The organism is Nocardia sp. NPDC055050 (assembly GCF_053608345.1).
Map to the genome: position 1 here is coordinate 103,182 of NZ_JBSGVG010000006.1, position 17,621 is coordinate 120,802.

Consider the following 17,621-nt stretch of genomic DNA (forward strand, 5'->3'; position numbering starts at 1 on the left):
ATCGGCGGTTGGTCAACACCGCCCGAGGGGGAATTTCGTGAGTGTGGTTTCGGAAATCGAGGGTTCGCGCAGGCGAATCATGATGTCGCGCAGCGTGTCCTACACGCTGCCCGCCGTGGTGGCGGTGGCGCTGGTCTCGGCCGGATGTGGCACCGCCACCCCGAAACCGGCACCGCGCGCGGCGTCGACCACCCTCACGACCACCTCGAAGCCGCCGCCGACAACGACATCGCGGGTGACCGCTACGACCTCGACCGCCGCCACACCGGCGTCGGTCGGTGTCTGCGTGGACAAGACGACCAATGTCCGCGTGGCCGACGACCAGTGCGACACCAGCGATACCACGTACTCGCGCTTCTGGTATCAGCACACCGATACGTTCGTCTACCCGGCGATCGGCGTCGCTGTCGCGCTGGCGGCGGGCAGTTTCCTGCGCCCGACCAGCGGCGACGTCTTCGATCGCGGCGCACCCACCAAGGGTGGCAGCATCGCGCGCGGCGGGTTGGGCAAGGCCCGCCCCGACTCCTCCGGCGGGGGCGGCAGCGGCGGGTCCTAGTCCTCGCCGGGCGCGGCGGTCTGTAGCCGGCCGACCGGCTCGGCCGACTTCGCGCCGCGGTGGTGATCGACGAGCACGTCGTAGATCTCCGCGAGGGTCGCGAGCTGGTCGCGATCGAGGACATCGATCATGTGCTTGCGCACACTGCGCACATGGGCGGGCGCGGCCGTGGTGAGCAGTTGCCCGCCGGTGGGGGTCAGCTTGGCCACGGTCCGGCGCTGGTCGTGCGGCATCGTCTCGCGGGAGACCAGACCGCGCTTCTGCATGCGGGTGATCTGATGCGAGAGCCGGCTCTGCGACCATTCGAGCGCGCAGGCCAGGTCGGCGAAGGTGAGTCGCTGACCTGGCGCGTCGGCTAGGTAGACCAGCACGGAATACTCGACATAGCTCAGGTTGGCTGCCCGGCCGGCGTCGCGCCCGATCGCCGCGGCGATCAGGTCGCGGGTTCGGACATAGCCCAGCCAGGCACGCATTTCGACATCATCGAGCCACTGTGGATCGGTCACGATCGAGCTCCAGATTCTGAAGGTGCAGGCTTCGGATTGAACGGTGCACTCCCGCCACCGCCCGGAGAATGGGTAGCACCGTTTGGGTTGAACGTGCAACCTCGATATTAGTTAGGGTAGGTCAGGAACCTCACATAGGGTTGCCTAACCGTCGTGCGGGTGTGGGTGGTCGATAGGCTGCGGATTGCTTTGTGACCAGCCATGCCTGGTGCTCCGCAGTGTTGCGGTGCCCGCCCTGCCCGAAGGAGTGCGATCCGTGACCGCGCCGGAGTTCCGCTATTCCGATCTGCTGCCCATCGGCGCCGACGAGACGCCCTACCGCCTGCTCACCAGCGAGGGGGTCAGCACCTTCGAGCACAACGGGCGCACCTTCTTGCAGGTCGAGCCCGAGGCGCTGCGGCTGCTGACCGAGACGGCGATCCACGACATCAGCCACTACCTGCGCCCCGCGCACCTGCGGCAGCTGCGCAAGATCATCGACGACCCCGAGTCCTCGGGCAACGACCGCTTCGTCGCGCTCGACCTGCTCAAGAACCTCAACATCTCCGCCGGCGGCGTGCTGCCGATGTGTCAGGACACCGGCACCGCGATCGTGATGGGCAAGAAGAGCGAGGGCGTGCTCACCGGTGCCGACGACGCCGAATGGCTCAGCCGCGGCATCTTCGACGCCTACACCAAGCTGAACCTGCGCTACTCCCAGCTCGCCCCGATCACCATGTGGGACGAGAAGAACACCGGCACCAACCTGCCGGCCCAGATCGAGCTGTACTCGACCGAGGGCGACGCCGACAACCCGGTGTACAAGTTCCTGTTCATGGCCAAGGGCGGCGGTTCGGCCAACAAGTCGTTCCTGTACCAGGAGACCAAAGCCGTCCTGAACCCCGAGCGCATGCTCGAGTTCCTCGACGAGAAGATCCGCTCGCTCGGCACCGCGGCCTGCCCGCCGTACCACCTCGCGGTGGTCATCGGTGGCACCAGCGCCGAATTCGCCTTGAAGACAGCGAAATACGCCTCCGCGCACTACCTGGACAACCTGCCCACCGAGGGCTCGATCACCGGTCACGCGTTCCGCGACGTCGAGCTCGAGGAGGAGGTCTTCCAGCTCACCCGTGAGTTCGGCATCGGCGCGCAGTTCGGCGGCAAGTACTTCTGCCACGACGTGCGCGTGGTCCGTCTGCCCCGCCACGGCGCCTCCTGCCCCGTCGCGATCGCCGTCTCCTGCTCGGCCGACCGCCAGGCGCTGGCGAAGATCACCAAGGACGGCATCTTCCTGGAGCAGCTGGAAACCGAACCGGCCCAGTACCTTCCGGAGCAGACCGCCGACATCCTCGGCGGCGACGTGGTGCAGATCGACCTGAACCGCCCGATGGACGAGATCCGCGCCGAGTTGTCGAAATACCCGGTCAAGACCCGTCTTTCGCTGACCGGCCCCTTGGTCGTGGCCCGTGACATCGCGCACGCCAAGATCAAGGAACGGCTCGACGCGGGCGAACCCATGCCGCAGTACCTGCGCGACATGGCCGTCTACTACGCCGGTCCGGCCAAGACTCCCGAGGGTTACGCGTCGGGCTCCTTCGGCCCCACGACCGCGGGTCGCATGGACTCCTACGTCGACCAGTTCCAGGCCGCGGGCGGCTCGATGGTGATGCTCGCCAAGGGCAACCGCTCGGCCCAGGTCACCAAGGCCTGCAACGAACACGGCGGCTTCTACCTCGGCTCCATCGGCGGTCCCGCCGCCCGTCTCGCCCTGGACTGCATCAAGAACGTCGAGGTCCTGGAATACGCCGAACTCGGCATGGAAGCGGTCTGGAAGATCGACGTCGAGGACTTCCCCGCGTTCATCGTCGTCGACGACAAGGGCAACGACTTCTTCGCCGAGACCTCCAAGCCGATCGCCCTGCGCGTGCGCACCCGTTCCAAGGAACGCGTGTAGCCATCCGGTCGTCGATACCCCGGTGCCCACTGCGGTGAGCGCCGGGGTTTTCGTCTGTTCCGCGGGCCCGGCGACGTCCGCCACCCCGGTGTAATGTGACGCACGACATACGGTGTACAGCCTGACAGGGGTGCGGATTGGCGAGCGGTGGAGTTCCCCGGGGGCGGGCGACGCGCAGCGCGAAGCTGGGGCAGTTCGCCGCCGGGCAGGCGGTGCGCGAGGTCGGGCGCCGGCTGTCGATGATCGGGCGCACCGACGAGGCCCGTGAGGTGCTGGCGGAGCGGTCGGCGATGATGAAGGCGCAGCAGATCGTCGCGGTGCTGGGGAGCATGAAGGGCTCGGCGATGAAGCTCGGGCAGATGGGCTCGGTGCTCGATCTCGACTTCGTTCCCGAAGCCCATCGCGAGCAGTTCCGCGCCCAGCTCGCGGCCCTGCAGGACCGGGCGCCCGCGATGCCGTTCGCGACGATGCGGCAGGTGATCGAGGACGACCTCGGCCCCTTGGCCCAGACGTTCGCCGAGTTCGGTGAGACATCGATCGCGGCGGCGTCGATCGGGCAGGTACACCGGGCGCGACTGCACGACGGACGCGTCGTGGCGGTCAAGGTGAAGTATCCCGGGGTGGAGCGCGCCGTCCACGCCGACATCAGCAATCTCGAGTTTCTCGGCAAGATGGCCAGAACAGTGCTGCCGAGCATGGCCGACACCGGTGTGCTGGAGGAGGTCGCCAGCAATCTGCGCAGCGAACTCGACTACGAACGCGAGGCTCAGACCCAGCATCGGGTCGCACGGCGCTATCGTGGCCATCCCTTCATCACCGTGCCGGACAGCATCGAGGAATTCTGTACGCACAATGTGCTGGTCACCGAATTCGTCGAAGGGCATCCGTTTTCGCACATCCAGACACTGCCTGCCGCCGAGCGGGACCGGCTCGGCGAGCTGATCTACCGCTTCTACATCGCCGGTCTGTTCGCCGACAACGAGTTCTGTGGCGATCCGCATCCCGGCAACGTGCTGCTGGCCGCCGACGGCAAACTCGCCTTCGTCGATTTCGGCCTCTACAAGGAGATGGATCCGGAGCACGTCGAGTTCGAGCGCTCGGTCCTGCGGGCCGCCGCGGAGGGCCGCGGTGAGGATCTGTTCGCCGCGTGGCTGGGCAGGGGGATCATCGACCCCGATTCCGAGGTCACCGTGGAGGAGAGTCTGGCCTACGTCTGGGCCGCCACCGGCTGGCACCTGCTCGACGAGGAAGTCACGATCACCCCCGAACTGGCCACCGGCGCACTGCTTCTCGCCGTCGACCCGCGAGCGTCGGACTTCCAGGGCATGCACAAACAGCTGCTGCCACCCGAGCACGTGTTCTCCCGCCGCGCCGACCTGTTCACCTTCGCCACCCTCGGTCAGCTGCGCGTTACCGCCAACTGGCATCAGCTCGCCCGCGAATGGCTCTACGGCGAACCCCCGCAGACCGAGATCGGCCGGGCGATCGAGCAGTGGCGCCGTGGTCTCGACGACCGGCCGGGTCGATAGAATCCGCCTATGAATACTGTGCTCGGCCGCGTGGCCGACCGGATCCTGGTGACCGTGACGGCCGCCGCGGCCGTCACCGCCGTCGGCATCGGCGCCGCCGACGCCCAACCCGAGCCGCGCGAACAGTTCCAATCGGCAGCGGGCACCGAAGGCCTCGACCCGCCGCTCGCCGCCGCCTACACCCTCGCCGAACAGCAGGCGCACGCCGAGGACGTGCCGCTGTCGATCACCTCCGGTCATCGCACCTACGAGCAGCAGCTGTGGCTCTGGCAGGACGGCCTGGCCACCTACGGCAGCCCCGAGGAAGCGCGACGCTGGGTGCTGCCGCCGGAGGAGTCCACGCATGTCTCCGGCCGTGCCGTCGATGTGGGCCCGCAGGTGGGGGCACAGTGGCTCGAGGACAACGGCAACCGGTGGGGACTGTGCCGGACCTTCGACAACGAATGGTGGCATTTCGAGCTGGTGACCGCGCCCGGTGCGCCGTGTCCGCCGCGGGTGCCGGACGCGAGTCAACGCTAGAGCCGAACCCCGTCAGCGCAGCCCGGCGAAGAAGGTCCGGATGTCGGCGACGTACGCGGTGGGTTCTTCCATCGCGACGAAATGGTTGCCCGGATTTCCCGACGGCCAATGGGTGATCTTGTTGCCGCGATCGGCGAGTGTGCGCATGAGCGGTGAACCGCCACCGTAGACGCCGGTCGGCACCAGGTTCTGGTCGGTGGGCCAGCCGAACCCGCCGCCGGTGCGCAGCCCGTCGTACATCGGCCAGGACGAGGTGCCGGTGGTCTGGGTGAACCAGTACAGGGCGATATTGGTCAGCAGGTGGTCGCGCTCGATCACGTCTTCGGCGCGGTCGGCCATATAGGCGAACTCCTGGAACTTCTGCATCATCCACGCCAGCAGTGCGACCGGCGAATCGTTCCAGCCGAGGGCGAACGTTTGCGGGGCCGCCCGCAACAGGGCGTGGTGGTCGACGCCGCCGGTCATCCACTGCTGCATCTGCGCCCACTGCGCACGATCCTCGGCCGACATCGCGGGCACGTCGGCCTCGGTCGGCATGCCGATCCCGCCGTCGAGATGCACGCCGATCACATGTTCCGGGGCCGCCAGCGCCATCTCCGGCGCTACGTAGGCGCCGAGGTCGCCGCCCTGCGTGCCGTAGCGGTCATAGCCGAGGCGGTCCATCAGAATGGCCCACATCGCGGCGACCCGTGCGGTGGTCATGCCGGGTTCGCGCGGCGCCGCCGAGAAGGCGAAGCCGGGGACGGACGGGATCACCACGTCGAAGGCGAGTGCGGGATCGAGACCGTGAGCGCGCGGATCGGTGAGCGGGCCGACGGTGCGGATGAACTCGACGAACGAGTTGGGCCAGCCGTGGGTCAGCAGCAGCGGCACCGCGTCGGGCTCGGGGGAGCGCACGTGCACGAAATGGACATCGAGGCCGTCGATCTCGGTGATGAACTGGGGAAACGCGTTCAGCGCGGCTTCTTGTGCCCGCCAGTCGAATTCGTTCGCCCAGTACGTGGCGAGCTCGCGCAGGTACTCGGTGGGGATGCCGCGTTCCCAGCCCTCGCCCGGCAGCGGAGCCGCCCAGCGCGCCCTGCTCAGCCGGTCGTGCAGATCGTCGATGTCGGCCTGGGGGATGTCGATGTGGAACGGGCGGATGGTGGTCATCGGGACTCCTCGTCGTCGGTGTGATGTCGACGTTATCGACCATCTAGGACAGTTCTGGTCCTAGATGTGCGCGAGAATGGAAAACATGACCGACACCGCCGCCCGCCTGCTCCGCCTGCTCTCCCTGTTGCAGATGCCACGGGAGTGGCCGGGCAGCGAACTGGCCGACCGGCTCGGCGTCACCGATCGGACCGTGCGACGCGACATCGACCGCCTGCGCGACCTGGGCTATCCGGTAGTCGCCGCGATGGGTGCGGCCGGCGGCTACCGGCTCACCGCGGGCTCGGCGCTCCCACCGCTGATCCTCGACGCGGACGAGGCCGTCGCCGTCGCGGTGGGGCTGAGAGTCGCCGCGGGACAGGCGGTCGCGGGCATCGAGGACGCGTCGGTGCGAGCCTTGACCAAACTCGAACAAGTCCTGCCCGCGACACTGCGCAGACGAGTGCGCGTGGTCGGCGCGGCGGTCACGGTCCGAGCGGGCGAGGGCTCCACCGTAGACCCGGAGGTCCTCACCACCCTCGCCGCCGCCGTCACCAACCGAGAACGCCTCCGCTTCACCTATCGCGATGCCACCGGCGCCGAATCCCGCCGCCACACCGAACCCGCGGGCGTCGCCGCCGCAGGCCGCCGCTGGTACCTCGTCGCCTACGACCTCGACCGCGACGCCTGGCGCAGCTACCGCGCCGACCGCATCGAAACCCCCCACCCCACCGGCGCCCGGATCGCCCCCCGCGACCTCCCCGCCGCCGACCCGGCCGACTACGTCGCAGGCCGCCGAACCGACTGGGCCACACCCGAATACCAGGTGGATGTCACCATCGAAGCTCCACGCGGCCGAATCGCAGGCCGGCTCGGCGAGGAACCGAACACCCTTCGCGCCGACAGCAACACCACCTGCCGCCTCACCGCCACCCGAGACGACGACCCCACCTGGCTCGCCGGACAACTGACGTCCCTGGGAGTGCCGTTCCGCGTCCATGATTCGCCTGAACTGACCGCGGCATTGCGTGCCCTCACGAGTCGCCTGCAAGCCGCCCTGGGTGATCGAGCGACCGCCCGTGCTCGTTCGAGCGTCTCGGATCGTCACCGATGAGGTTGCGGCCATCGACCATCTGCCCGTGCGGAAAGCGGCCCGGCAACTCTCCCCACCTGCACCGGGTTCGAGAGCCCGATGCAGGTGGGGAGAACACTCAGGGGCGGGCGGCGACGGCTTCGACCTCGAACAGGACGTCGGGGGTGGCGAGGCTCGCGACGCCGATGAGGGTTTGGGTGGGAGGGGTTGTGCCCCAGTTCGCTTGGACGGCACCGGCGATGGGGCCCAGTTTGCTGACGTCGTGATTCACGACGTAGGTCCGGAGCTGGACGACGTGGCTGAGGTCGAGGTCGTGGGCGGCCAGGGCGGTGGCGATGTTGCGGAAGGTTCGGTCGACCTGCTCGGTGAAGTCGGGGGAGACGACCGCGCCGTCGGGTCGGGATCCGTACTGTCCCGAGACGAGAACCAGTTCGGTACCAGCGGGGATGACGGCGGTGTGGCTGTAGCCGAAGGGGGTCGGGTCGTGCAGGCCGTCGGGGTTGACGATGGTGTGGCGCGCGTGGTCGATGTTTGTCATGGCGATGAACCTGCCAGGAATACACGACATCCTGTGTCGTGTATTCCTGGCATAGTTTTTCGTATGCGAGCTGACCGGTTGGTCTCCCTGGTGCTGCTGCTGCGGCGGCACGGTCAGCTGTCGGCGGACACTCTGGCCCGCGAACTGGAGGTGTCCACCCGGACCGTGCTGCGCGATATCGAGGCGCTGTCCACGGCGGGCGTTCCGGTCTACGCCGAACGGGGCAGGCACGGCGGGTTCGCGCTGCTGCCCGGATTCCGGACCGAGCTGACCGGGCTGAACCACGAGGAGGCGCTGGCCCTGCTGATCGCCGGATCACGCCGTGGCGCACAGGCATTCGGGCTCGGCTCGGCGCTGGCGTCGGCCATGCTCAAGGTGGTCGACGCGCTGCCCGAAAGCTATCGGGAGACCGCGAGCGACGCGGCCGAACGGTTGCTCATCGATCCCGAGACCGATCTGCTCTCGCGCCGGTTGGATGCCGAGGAGCTGCCCGACACCATCGTCAGCGAGGTCCGGCGCGCGGTGCTCGCCGGACACAAGCTGCGCATCCACTACGCCGCCGTCGACCAGAGCCCCGCATGGCGCACGGTGGACCCGATCGGCCTGGTCACCGTCCGAGGCCAAGGCTACTTGCTCGCCACCAGATCCGGCGCGGACCGCACCTACCGGCTGTCGCGGGTCGTGGCCGCCGAGGCGCTCGCCGAACCGGCCCAGCGACCGGACCGGGTCGATCTGGACCGGGCTTGGCAGGAGCGCAGCGCCCGCTTTCGCGCAGGCGGAGATCTCGTCACCGTACGGGTTCTGGTCGATCCGGCGCGGCGCGAGGAGTTGGTCGGCACCGCGGTGGCTGTCCACCGCGAAGAAGTGGACGACGACGGACGACTGCGGCTGGAGGTGGCCTTCCAGGATCGCCGACACGCCGAATGGGCGATGTGGCAGCTCGCCGCGAACGCGGAAGTCGTTGCCCCGCAGTGGTTACGCACCACCCTGCGCGACCGCGCGGCAGCGATCGCGGCCCGATACGCGGTGTCATCAGAACGATGATTATCTTCGGCCCGCGCCGGGCGAACCCGTACCGCTGATCAGCCCACCGGAGCGGGTTCGCCCGGCATCCCTTCCAGGGTCAACCCGCCCTCGATCGTGTTGGGTACTCGGCGGCGGTTGGGGGAGCCCAGCGCCGTGGTGAGGTCGCCGCCGTCGTGTTCGGCGAGAAGCTCACCGCTGTCCCAGACGAGAAGGGTCGCGCTGACGGTGTTCTCGGCGGTGGAGTGGGCCAGGTCGTAGTGCGCGCAGCCGGGGACGTGGGCGTAGGTGATCCACAGGTCGTAGCCGGTCATGAACAGGTCGAGGTCGAATTGCACACTGAGGCCGAGCAATTCGCTGCGACCGTTGTCGTCGACGCCGGCGAAGGCTTCGTCGAGAGCGAGTAGGCGAGGCGCCTGCGGGTCGGCGGAGTCGAGCATCACGTGGGCGGCGGCGAACAGGGGCAGGTGCAGGGAGACCGACTGTTCGCCGCCGGAGAGGGCGCTGTGCCGGGCGACGGTGAGCTTGTCCTCGGTGCCGTCGCCGGAGATCAGCGTGAAGGAGAAGACTCGCCAAGTCCGGTAGTCGAGAGTCGCGGCGAGGATTTCGGGGTACGAACGCTCCGGGTGCGCGGTGCGGGCGGCGCGGATCTCGGCGGCGAAGTGGGCGCGCACCGAGCCGAGGTCTTCCGGGCTCAGGGCGGTGGTGTCGCGGTCGAGGAGTTTGCACATGGAGCGCGCGGACTCCGACAACCCGTCGGCGAGGATCCAGTGCACACCGATGGTGTTGCCCGACGACATCCGCCGCTGCTTCATCTCCGCTCCCATGCGGGAGATGAGTTCGCGAGCGTCGGTGGTCCGTTCGTGGATCTGCTGGGCCAGACCGGTGAGCAGCGCGTCCTCGAGGATGCGCCGCTCGGCATCGGTGAGCAGCAGTTCCTGGTCGCGGCGGGCGGCGTCGATGCGGGCGGCGAAGTCGGCGAGGGCGGCCTGGCCGTTCTCGTCGTGGACGGCGACGACGGTGAGTCCGTCGGCGGCGTCCCAGTTCAGCCGGTAGTCGCGGCCGGAGGCGGTGAGCGCGGCGTCGAATTCCTGGAGCGCGGTGGTGACCGCGGACCGGGTGGACTTGCGACCCGCCTCGGTGGCGCGGACCTGGCTGGTAGCGGTGTCGAGGTCGGCGAACAGGGCGGCCACCTCGTCGGGCAGCACCACCGGATCGGTTTGCGGCCCCGCGGCGACGATGCGGTACTGCAGTTGCTCCGGGGTGGACCACGCGGCATCGCTACTGGGCCAGCGGTGTTCGACCGAGGCGCCGAGCAGGCTCAACAGGTCGGGTCGGGCGTACGGGGCCAGTGAACGCACCTCGGCGAGCACTTCGGTGAGTGCGGTGGCGAGCGCTTCGTTGGCGGTGCGAGAGGCCGCCTCGGCATCGCCGACCGCTTCGATGGCGGCATTGGCGGCCTTGCGCGCGGCCCGCTGCTCGGCCTTGGCCGCCTCGATGGCACCGCGGGCCAGGTCGAGATCGCGGTCGATGTCGGCGGCACTGGCGCCCAGCGCTTCGCGCAGCGTTTCGAGTTTGCGCTGCTGCTCGGTGTAGCCCAGTCGGGCAGCCTCGGCCTCTTCGGCGAACGCCTCGGCCAGTGCCCGCGCCTCGTCGTGCCGGTCGGCGCCCTCGCGTTCGCGTTCGCGCTCCCGATCGTGTTCGGCGCGTAGGCGGAGCAGTCCCGTACCGGTGTTCTCGAAATGGCGGATTGCGGCGGCCAGCGCGTCGAGTTCGCGTGCCTCGCGCGGGGTTCGATGCGCTTGGGCGGCGGCGCGCACCTTCTTGTCCAGGGCCGCGACTTCGGCGACGGCCTGGTCGAGTTCGCGCTCGGACTGGGTGGCGGCCTCCACCCTCGATCGCATCAGGCCGGCGGCCTCGGACACGGCACGCAGGGCAGACGTCACCGCCGACGGGCGCGGCAGTGCCTTGGCGCCGGCCGACAGCGCGGCCAATTCGGCAGTGGCGCAACTATCTTCGTCCCTTGCCGCCTGATGCTCGGCGGCAGCGGCCTTGATCGCCGCCTCGATCTCGGCGAGCCGGGACTCACGCCTGCGCGCTCGCGCGGTGGTCCCGATGAACTCGGCTTCGGGCTTGTGGTGGTGTCCGACGAGAACGCCCTGCCGGAAAGTTCCGGCGAGGCCGACCACGACTTGCGGCGCGGCGGCGGTGGTCAGCGCGGTGAGGGTGGCGCCGGTGACCTCACGGTTGGCATCGCCGGACACGGATGGTTCTGCGTCCGGTGTGTCATCGGTCGTCGTACCCGGCTGTGCGGACGTGTCGTGGAGGGCGATGGAGGCCAGCACCGCGGCAACGGTCTCGGTAGGCACGGTGAGATCGGCCGAATCGTCCTCGACGACAAGGACATCGGCGAGAGTACGGCCGGACGGGCGCTGATCGATCGGCAAGGGGAGCAGGAAGTGCTCGGAGTCGATGCCGGCGGGCAGACTCGGGCCGCAGATCCAGCTGTCGAGGAGACCGCTGGACTGCAGTGCCGCCTCGATACCGGCCGCATCCCGCGGGGACACCGAGTCGGCGAACCGCACCAGCTGCCAGAGCGGCGCACCCGGAAGTCCTTCGCGGACACCGGTTCTGGCGGGATGGGCCGGGGGAGCGTCGTCGCGCTGGGCGGCGATCTGTGTGCGTTCGGCGACCAGGGCATCGTGGCGCACGGCAGCGGCGGTGGCACGGGAGCGCGCCTGCTCACGGCGGGTGCGGATCTGCTCGCGCAGCGGCTCGCACCACTCGGACAAGACCTCGGTGGCGGAGGGAATGTCCTCCACGCCCGCACCGGCCATGGCGGTGTCGAGCGCTGCGAACAAGCCGGCGGTGGTGTCGGACGTCACCTTTCGGCGACGTTCACCTTTTCCGTCCTGTCCGTCGGGATTCGTGTCCGAGCGGCCGTCGTGCGCCCCTGGTTCGGCAACGGCCCCGAAGATCTCGCTGTGCGCGTTCCACCAGGTGCGCAGGGCGGCGGCGGATTCGCTGCGGGCCAAGGCGACCGCGGCTTCGGCATGGGCGACTTCGGCGGCGGCCGAGTCGCGCAGTTCGACGGCGCGTTCGGCCAGGCGCTCGGAGCGGGTGCGGTCGGCGGCGGCGGTGTCCCACTTGCCCACTGCTTGTCGCACCGCACGCACGTCGGCGTCACGTTCCTCCGCGTGGCCGCGCACCGCCGCGGTGAACTGGTCGCCGCGGCCCTCGGCGCTCGGCGGGGTCCATTCGATGCCCGCCTCTTCGGCGGCGGCACGGACCGCCTCCTCGCCGCGGGCGAGGGCGGCGGCCGCTGTGCGGACCGCTTCGGTGGCGCGAGAGGCTTCCTCGGCGCGGCGTTGCAGCGTGTGCGAGGCTTCGGCGGCCTTGTCGCGGTGGGCCGCGGCGGAGGTTTCGAGGCGGCGGACGGCGTCGGCCAGGTCGTCGAGTTGCTGTTTGCCCTCGTACGCGCTGGAGCGCTGGAGATTCTCGCGGTCGGCGATGGCCTGCTCATAGGCCTGGTCGGCGTTCTCGGCCCTGGTCTCGGCTTCGGTGCGGTCGGTGTCGCGGCGGGTACGCAGGGCGGTCGCGGCGAAGAGCGCGGTGGCGGCGTTGGTCACGGCATCGAGGCGGGCGCGGAGCTGGTCGACGTCCGTTTTCGCCTGTACCGCAAGGTATTTGCGGTACACATCGACGAATCGGCGAGTGGCGGTATCGGCTTGGACGAGCCCGTCGAGGGTGCGGCCGACCTCCTCCATATCGCTGAACGAGCGTGCGGCGTCGAGGATCAACTGCTCGTCGAGGGGCCGAAGGCCGTCGGTGAGTGCCTGGGAGAGGCCGCGCGGGTCGAGATTCTTGGCGAGCTGGGGCCTGCGCAGGGTGAGGATCAGATTGATCAGCTGGTCGTAGCGCTGCACGCCGAGCCCGAACATGCGCGCGTCGATCGCCGCCCGGTACTCGACGGGCCGGTCCACGATGGCGTCGCTGCCGATCTGCTCGGCCAACTGCTTGCGGGTGAGCGGGCGGTCGTCGGGACCGATGAGCGAGAAGTCGACCCCGGCGCGGCCGTCGGCGACGAAGTACCAGCGGGTCACCTTGTCCGACGAGCGGGTGGCGCGCATGCCGATGCCGACGGTGACAGTCTCCGGGTCGTCCCAGCTGCCGCGCGCGAACTCCATCCACACATACGAGTAGGCCGAGTCCTGCTTGCGATAGAGCAGATTCGACTTCATGGTGCGTTCTTCACCGGCGAACGGGTTCAGCCTGCGTGGTTCGATCCGTCCGTCCAGCACGAACGGGAACAACACTTCCAGGGCCTTGGTCTTGCCGGAGCCGTTGGGACCGCGCAGCACCAGGCGCCCGTCGGCGAAACTGAACTCCTGGTCGCGGTAGTCCCACAGGTTGACGATGCCGGCACGGGTCGGGACGAACCGCACTCCGCCGTGAATGAGTGACATGCTCAGACCCCTCCCTCTCCGGTGCTGCCGTCGGTATCGGCGGCGGTGACGAACAATTCCTCGGCCTTGCGCACACGCACGGTGACCACCGCGCCGCGATATCTGGCCAGCGCGGGCAATACGAGCAGCCCGTCCTCGACCGGCCGGATCAGCCGCAGCTTGGTGAGCAGCGCGAGGACCTCGGTGGTGAGCCCGCCGACATCGGCCTGCCACTGGGCGGCGAAGGTCGCGCCGTAGCGGTCGGTGAGCGCGGTGACGGTCGTGCGCACCCAGGCGTCGTCGAGGAACGGATAGGTGACGGGTTCGATGTCGTCGATGTCGTCGGTGAAATCCGGGGCCGGCGTGCTGGTTTCGAGGTCCTCGGCGAGCGGGGCGAACACACCCGCAGTGGGGATGGACGCATCGAGGTGCTCGAGTAGGGTGTCGTCGGGGGTGAGCGCGCCGGGGCGCCGGCGGATCGGGTTGTCGATGTCGAGGACCGTGTCGGCGATCTCGCCGATCAACAACAGCGCCACCTGTGCCAGGGTTCCGGTGCCGGGGAAGCGGGTATCGGACAGTCGTCCCGAGTTGTCGATCAGCGCCACACCTTCGGCCCGGCGTTCGGCGCGCAAGCCGGTGCAGTGTTCGACCTCGCCGACCAGTCGGTCCTGGCCGAGCAGCGCACCCTCGGCTGCCGACAGTTCGTCGAGATAGACGACGGGGCGCTCGACGAGCGCCCGGCGCACCCGGCGAGCCTGATCAGCCTGGTCGGTGTCCTCGGCCAGCAACCCGCGCACACTGTGTAGATGCTGCAGTGCCCGTGGGGGCCGGAACAGCGCGAACACCACCGGGCGGTCGATGTCGTAGAGCGCCTCGCCCGCCTCCGGGTCGCTGGCCCAACCGCCCGCGTCGCCGTCGGCCAACGTCAACGCACCCCGCGCGCCCAGCCAGCCGACGGCATCGACGAAGGCGTCGCGATCGGCGGCTCGCTCGGTCGACAGGTCGAGTCCCTCGATCCGGCTCGCGTAATCGGCGACGTGCTCGGCCAATTCGGACAGGGTGATCTGGTCGCCCGCCCGGCCGAGTGCGGCCAGCGCCAGCGACAGATAGGCGTAGCGGCGGCGGTCGAAGACCCGATCGTTGACGCTGCGGGCGGGCCGGGCGTCATCGAGCCGATCGTGCACCGGGTAGAGCCGGGCCGTGGTCTCGGTGACCTCCAAGCGGTAACCGAACAATTCGGCCAGATCCTCGCGCAGTTCCGTCGCCCACCGCCGAATCAACGGCAGCGCGATCCGGTCGGGATAGACCCGGGTGACCAGATGATTGGCGAGCATCACTCGCGCCGCCCGCTGATAACTGTCGAGAGCGAGCGCATCGATCCGTTGTCGCTTCACAGTCTTGCCCCTCGTGCCGACGTCGGTCGCACCGAGCGATGGACGCCGAAATCGGGCGAGTCGATGCGCAGTCTCATCGCGCGACCCCGCGGCGGCTCGACTCGCGTACTTCGAGGCGACGGTTGTTCAGATGGAGCAGCCCCGCCGCGGTCCGGATGACCGTCGACCCATCGCAGGGGCGCACTGTCAACGTGACGCCGTTGTCGGAACCTGTTGTGCCGTCGACCTTTCCGCTGACCGGAACCCATGCGGTGGAGGCGGCGTCGATCAGGCGCAACAGCACCTCGGTCTCACGCTGATCCAGCACTCGGTCGTGCACATTGCCCTGGGACAGCGAGGCGGCGGCCGCGGCGCGTTCACGCTGTGCCGCCAGTTGGGCCTCCCGCAGCCGCCGCACGCCCGCGTCGTTGCGCGCGATCCGGGCCGGGGCGCCCGCCGTGGGTGCGCGACCGGTTTCGGCGAGCGTGCGGGAGATCTCCAACGGCGGTGCTTCCCACCAGGATCGGCTGGTGGGGATCAGCTCCGCGTCGGGATGTTCGAGCGAGAGGTGGCGCGGCTTGCCCAGCCCGAACACCGCGTCGTAGAGCGCGTGCGCACTGCCCGCGCTGGGGGTGGCGACGAACCATTCGGCCAGGTGGCGCAACGCCGATTCCCGGCTGACGCCACCTCGGCGGGTCTCGGTGACCCGGCGCAACAGCGACAGCACCGCCGCGATCGCGCTCATCGTCGCCTCGCGGAGCCGATCGGCCTCGCAGGTTTCCGACGACTCGGTGCCCGCGGCGACGAACCAGGTGCGCAGCCCGTCCCAGCGGGAACGCCAATCCGCTTCGCGCTCGGCGAGACTCAGCAGCACCCGCTCGTCGCACCCGGCCGCGCGGCCGATCAGCTGCTCGACGCCGGTCTCCTCGACTTCGCCGATCGCCGCCGCCAGCCGCGGGGCGAACCGGGCCAGATCCATGCTGAACTCCCGCATGTGTGCCAGCAGCGCGTCCTTGTGCGCGAGGAAGGATTCCGGCGTGATCTCGGTGGTGCGCACCAGGTCGCCCAGAGACAGGTAGAAGTGCGCGGCGCGCGCGGCCATGTCGGTGAGCGCGGTGTCGAGCCTGCGCAACGTGGTGTAGACCCGCTCGGCGTCGCCGTCGCGGTTGGCGGCGGAGAGGGTGCGCAGGTCGGCGAGCAGCTCGGGCAGCACCAGCCGCGACAGCGACGCGTCCTCCATCCGGGCCGCGAGCACCCCGGCCACCGCCCGGTAGGCCTGGAACCCGGCCTGCGCGAACTGGTAGACGTAGTGCCGGTTGCGGTACTCGGCCAGGGTGGCCGCGCGGGTGCCGTCGTAGCTGCGTTCGAGCACACCCCAGCGATGCAGCTGCTCGAGCAGGGGACCGATCTCGACCGCGGGCAGTGGGACACCCGCGGCCGCCTCGGCTCGACCGCCCGCCTCGGCTCTGGCTATCCACTCGGCGACGTCGTCGGCGTGCAACAACACCACGTAGGCAGCACGAGCGCTGTCGAAGGCGCGCAGCACCCGCAGGTAGTCGGCGCGTTTCTCGGCGGTCGCGAACGAGAACAACCGCAGACGCTCGTCCCACAGGGCGGGTACGGCGCTGGGCAGGCCGTCGGCGGAGTCGGTCACCGTAGACAGGTTAGTGGTGGCCTTCGCGTGCTCCGCCGGACCCGTCCCCGATCGGCGTGGCATCGCCGCGCGAGCTCAGCCGACATTGAGCGATCGCAGCTGCTCGAGGAAGGTTTGGGTGCGGTGATCTCCTGGGTATCGTTCGATGATCTCCCTGGCCGCCTCGCCCGCGATCCACGCCAGCGACGGCAGCGACTTGCGCCCCGCGGAGAACGCCGCGACACCCTCCTCGACCGCGCGCTCGAGATCGCGATCGCGCACGGCCACGACGGCCAGGGTGAGCCGCGCCTCGGAGACCCGCATGGGATTGCGGACCGAACCGTCCGGTCGGGTCGAATCGCTGATCACCTGCTGGGCGTAGCGCTCGGCCAGTCGATCCTGGCCCGCCACCCGGCAGCAGTCCATCGCGTAGAAGTCGAATTTCGTGGCGTCGACGACGAAGTGGTTGTCCAGATCGGCCGGATGACCCATCCGCGACAGGATCGCCCTGCCCTCGTCGAGGGCGGTCTGCACATTGCGGCGATCACCGAGCCGGGCCCAGCCCTTGGCGCGCTGCGCCGCCAACTGCACCCCCACACTCGACGACGTGGTACCCGTCATGGCCTTCTCCGAGACATCGATCGCGCCACGGAAGTTGCCCTGGGTCAACGCGAACCACGCCGACATCTCCGCGGCCCACCCGACGATCTCGGCATTGCCTGCCTCGCGGCCCAGCGAATCGGCGGCTCGGCGGGTGGCCTCGGCGCCACCCCGGCGGCCCAGATCGTAATCGACGCAACCGACCAGCAACGCGACCCAGCCTGCCAGGACGAGGATTTCGCGATGCTGGCTCAGCGTCAGTCTGCCGTCGAGCAGGGAGGTGATCCGGCGCAGCCACGCGGTCCCCTCGGTGTGCAGTGCGTAGGGGTCGGCGTAGGCGTATTCGCAGCACAGCCTTTCGGCGGTGATCCGCACCGCGTCCAGGGTGGCGCTGTTGACGTCGGACATTCTGAGTCGTCCGATGAACTCCAGAGTGTCCATACCGGTTGCCGATAACAGCTCGTCATCACGGTTGGGACGGGACTTCGGGAAGAACGCGGCGGGGACGGTGTCGAACGCGGCCGCGATGATCGGCGCGTAGAACTCGTCAGGTCGCGATTCCCCGGATTCCCATCGGCGCCAGTTGCGCAGCAGGGTACTGTCCGTCGGCAGGTTGTGGGAGGACTTGGCACGCATAGCGCGAACGGCATCGGCTTGTGACCACCCCCTCGCGTCACGTTCCGAGCGCATCCGAACAGCCCAGACGGGTCGATCATCAGTTGCGGTCACGGCGGTAGTATTC

At 69.2% G+C, this 17,621-nt stretch carries 13 protein-coding genes; 6 read left to right on the forward strand and 7 right to left on the reverse strand.

Translation table 11 applies throughout. From position 1 onward, the window contains the following. Nucleotides 1-37: 37 nt before the first annotated feature. Nucleotides 38-556 carry a hypothetical protein gene (locus ACWGCN_RS08645; protein WP_452457552.1) on the forward strand — a complete coding sequence of 173 codons (519 nt, stop codon included), beginning with the start codon at nt 38-40 and terminating at the stop codon, nt 554-556. Here ACWGCN_RS08645 and ACWGCN_RS08650 read toward each other — a convergent pair. Continuing rightward, complete coding sequence (locus ACWGCN_RS08650) at nt 553-1,062, reverse strand: MarR family winged helix-turn-helix transcriptional regulator (protein WP_378988225.1); 510 nt, start codon at nt 1,060-1,062, stop codon at nt 553-555. The two genes, ACWGCN_RS08645 and ACWGCN_RS08650, sit on opposite strands and share 4 nt — an antisense overlap. A gap of 256 nt (nt 1,063-1,318) precedes the next feature. Here ACWGCN_RS08650 and ACWGCN_RS08655 point away from each other — a divergent pair, with 256 nt between their 5' ends. From ACWGCN_RS08655 to ACWGCN_RS08665, 3 genes are all read left to right on the forward strand, one after another. Further along, on the forward strand, nt 1,319-2,995 hold the full coding sequence (locus tag ACWGCN_RS08655; RefSeq protein WP_378988222.1) for a fumarate hydratase: 1,677 nt from the start codon (nt 1,319-1,321) through the stop codon (nt 2,993-2,995). Between the two features lie 137 nt (nt 2,996-3,132). Beyond that, nucleotides 3,133-4,524, forward strand: a complete 1,392-nt coding sequence (locus tag ACWGCN_RS08660) for an ABC1 kinase family protein (protein WP_452457553.1) — start codon at nt 3,133-3,135, stop codon at nt 4,522-4,524. Nucleotides 4,525-4,533: 9 nt separating this feature from the next. Beyond that, nucleotides 4,534-5,043 carry a M15 family metallopeptidase gene (locus tag ACWGCN_RS08665; protein WP_387443241.1) on the forward strand — a complete coding sequence of 170 codons (510 nt, stop codon included), beginning with the start codon at nt 4,534-4,536 and terminating at the stop codon, nt 5,041-5,043. Nucleotides 5,044-5,055: 12 nt separating this feature from the next. On the opposite strand, the gene ACWGCN_RS08670 is transcribed toward ACWGCN_RS08665, so the two are convergent. Continuing rightward, the gene (locus tag ACWGCN_RS08670; protein WP_452457554.1) at nt 5,056-6,195 is read right to left on the reverse strand and encodes an epoxide hydrolase family protein; all 1,140 of its coding nucleotides are present in this window, start codon (nt 6,193-6,195) and stop codon (nt 5,056-5,058) included. Between the two features lie 85 nt (nt 6,196-6,280). Here ACWGCN_RS08670 and ACWGCN_RS08675 point away from each other — a divergent pair, with 85 nt between their 5' ends. Next, entirely contained in the window at nt 6,281-7,288 is a 1,008-nt protein-coding gene (locus ACWGCN_RS08675) for a helix-turn-helix transcriptional regulator (RefSeq protein ID WP_452457555.1), read from the forward strand. A 97-nt stretch (nt 7,289-7,385) separates the two neighbouring features. On the opposite strand, the gene ACWGCN_RS08680 is transcribed toward ACWGCN_RS08675, so the two are convergent. Beyond that, the gene (locus ACWGCN_RS08680) at nt 7,386-7,805 is read right to left on the reverse strand and encodes a RidA family protein (RefSeq protein WP_452457556.1); all 420 of its coding nucleotides are present in this window, start codon (nt 7,803-7,805) and stop codon (nt 7,386-7,388) included. 63 nt (nt 7,806-7,868) lie between these two features. Here ACWGCN_RS08680 and ACWGCN_RS08685 point away from each other — a divergent pair, with 63 nt between their 5' ends. Further along, nucleotides 7,869-8,849, forward strand: coding sequence for a helix-turn-helix transcriptional regulator (locus tag ACWGCN_RS08685; protein WP_452457557.1), 981 nt, complete (start codon nt 7,869-7,871; stop codon nt 8,847-8,849). A 38-nt stretch (nt 8,850-8,887) separates the two neighbouring features. On the opposite strand, the gene ACWGCN_RS08690 is transcribed toward ACWGCN_RS08685, so the two are convergent. From ACWGCN_RS08690 to ACWGCN_RS08705, 4 genes are all read right to left on the reverse strand, one after another. Further along, complete coding sequence (locus tag ACWGCN_RS08690; protein WP_452457558.1) at nt 8,888-13,294, reverse strand: SbcC/MukB-like Walker B domain-containing protein; 4,407 nt, start codon at nt 13,292-13,294, stop codon at nt 8,888-8,890. A gap of 2 nt (nt 13,295-13,296) precedes the next feature. Beyond that, entirely contained in the window at nt 13,297-14,667 is a 1,371-nt protein-coding gene (locus ACWGCN_RS08695) for a TIGR02678 family protein (RefSeq protein WP_452457559.1), read from the reverse strand. A gap of 73 nt (nt 14,668-14,740) precedes the next feature. Continuing rightward, complete coding sequence (locus ACWGCN_RS08700; protein WP_449965553.1) at nt 14,741-16,300, reverse strand: TIGR02677 family protein; 1,560 nt, start codon at nt 16,298-16,300, stop codon at nt 14,741-14,743. 75 nt (nt 16,301-16,375) lie between these two features. After that, nucleotides 16,376-17,515, reverse strand: coding sequence for an XRE family transcriptional regulator (locus ACWGCN_RS08705; protein ID WP_378988192.1), 1,140 nt, complete (start codon nt 17,513-17,515; stop codon nt 16,376-16,378). Nucleotides 17,516-17,621: the final 106 nt, after the last annotated feature.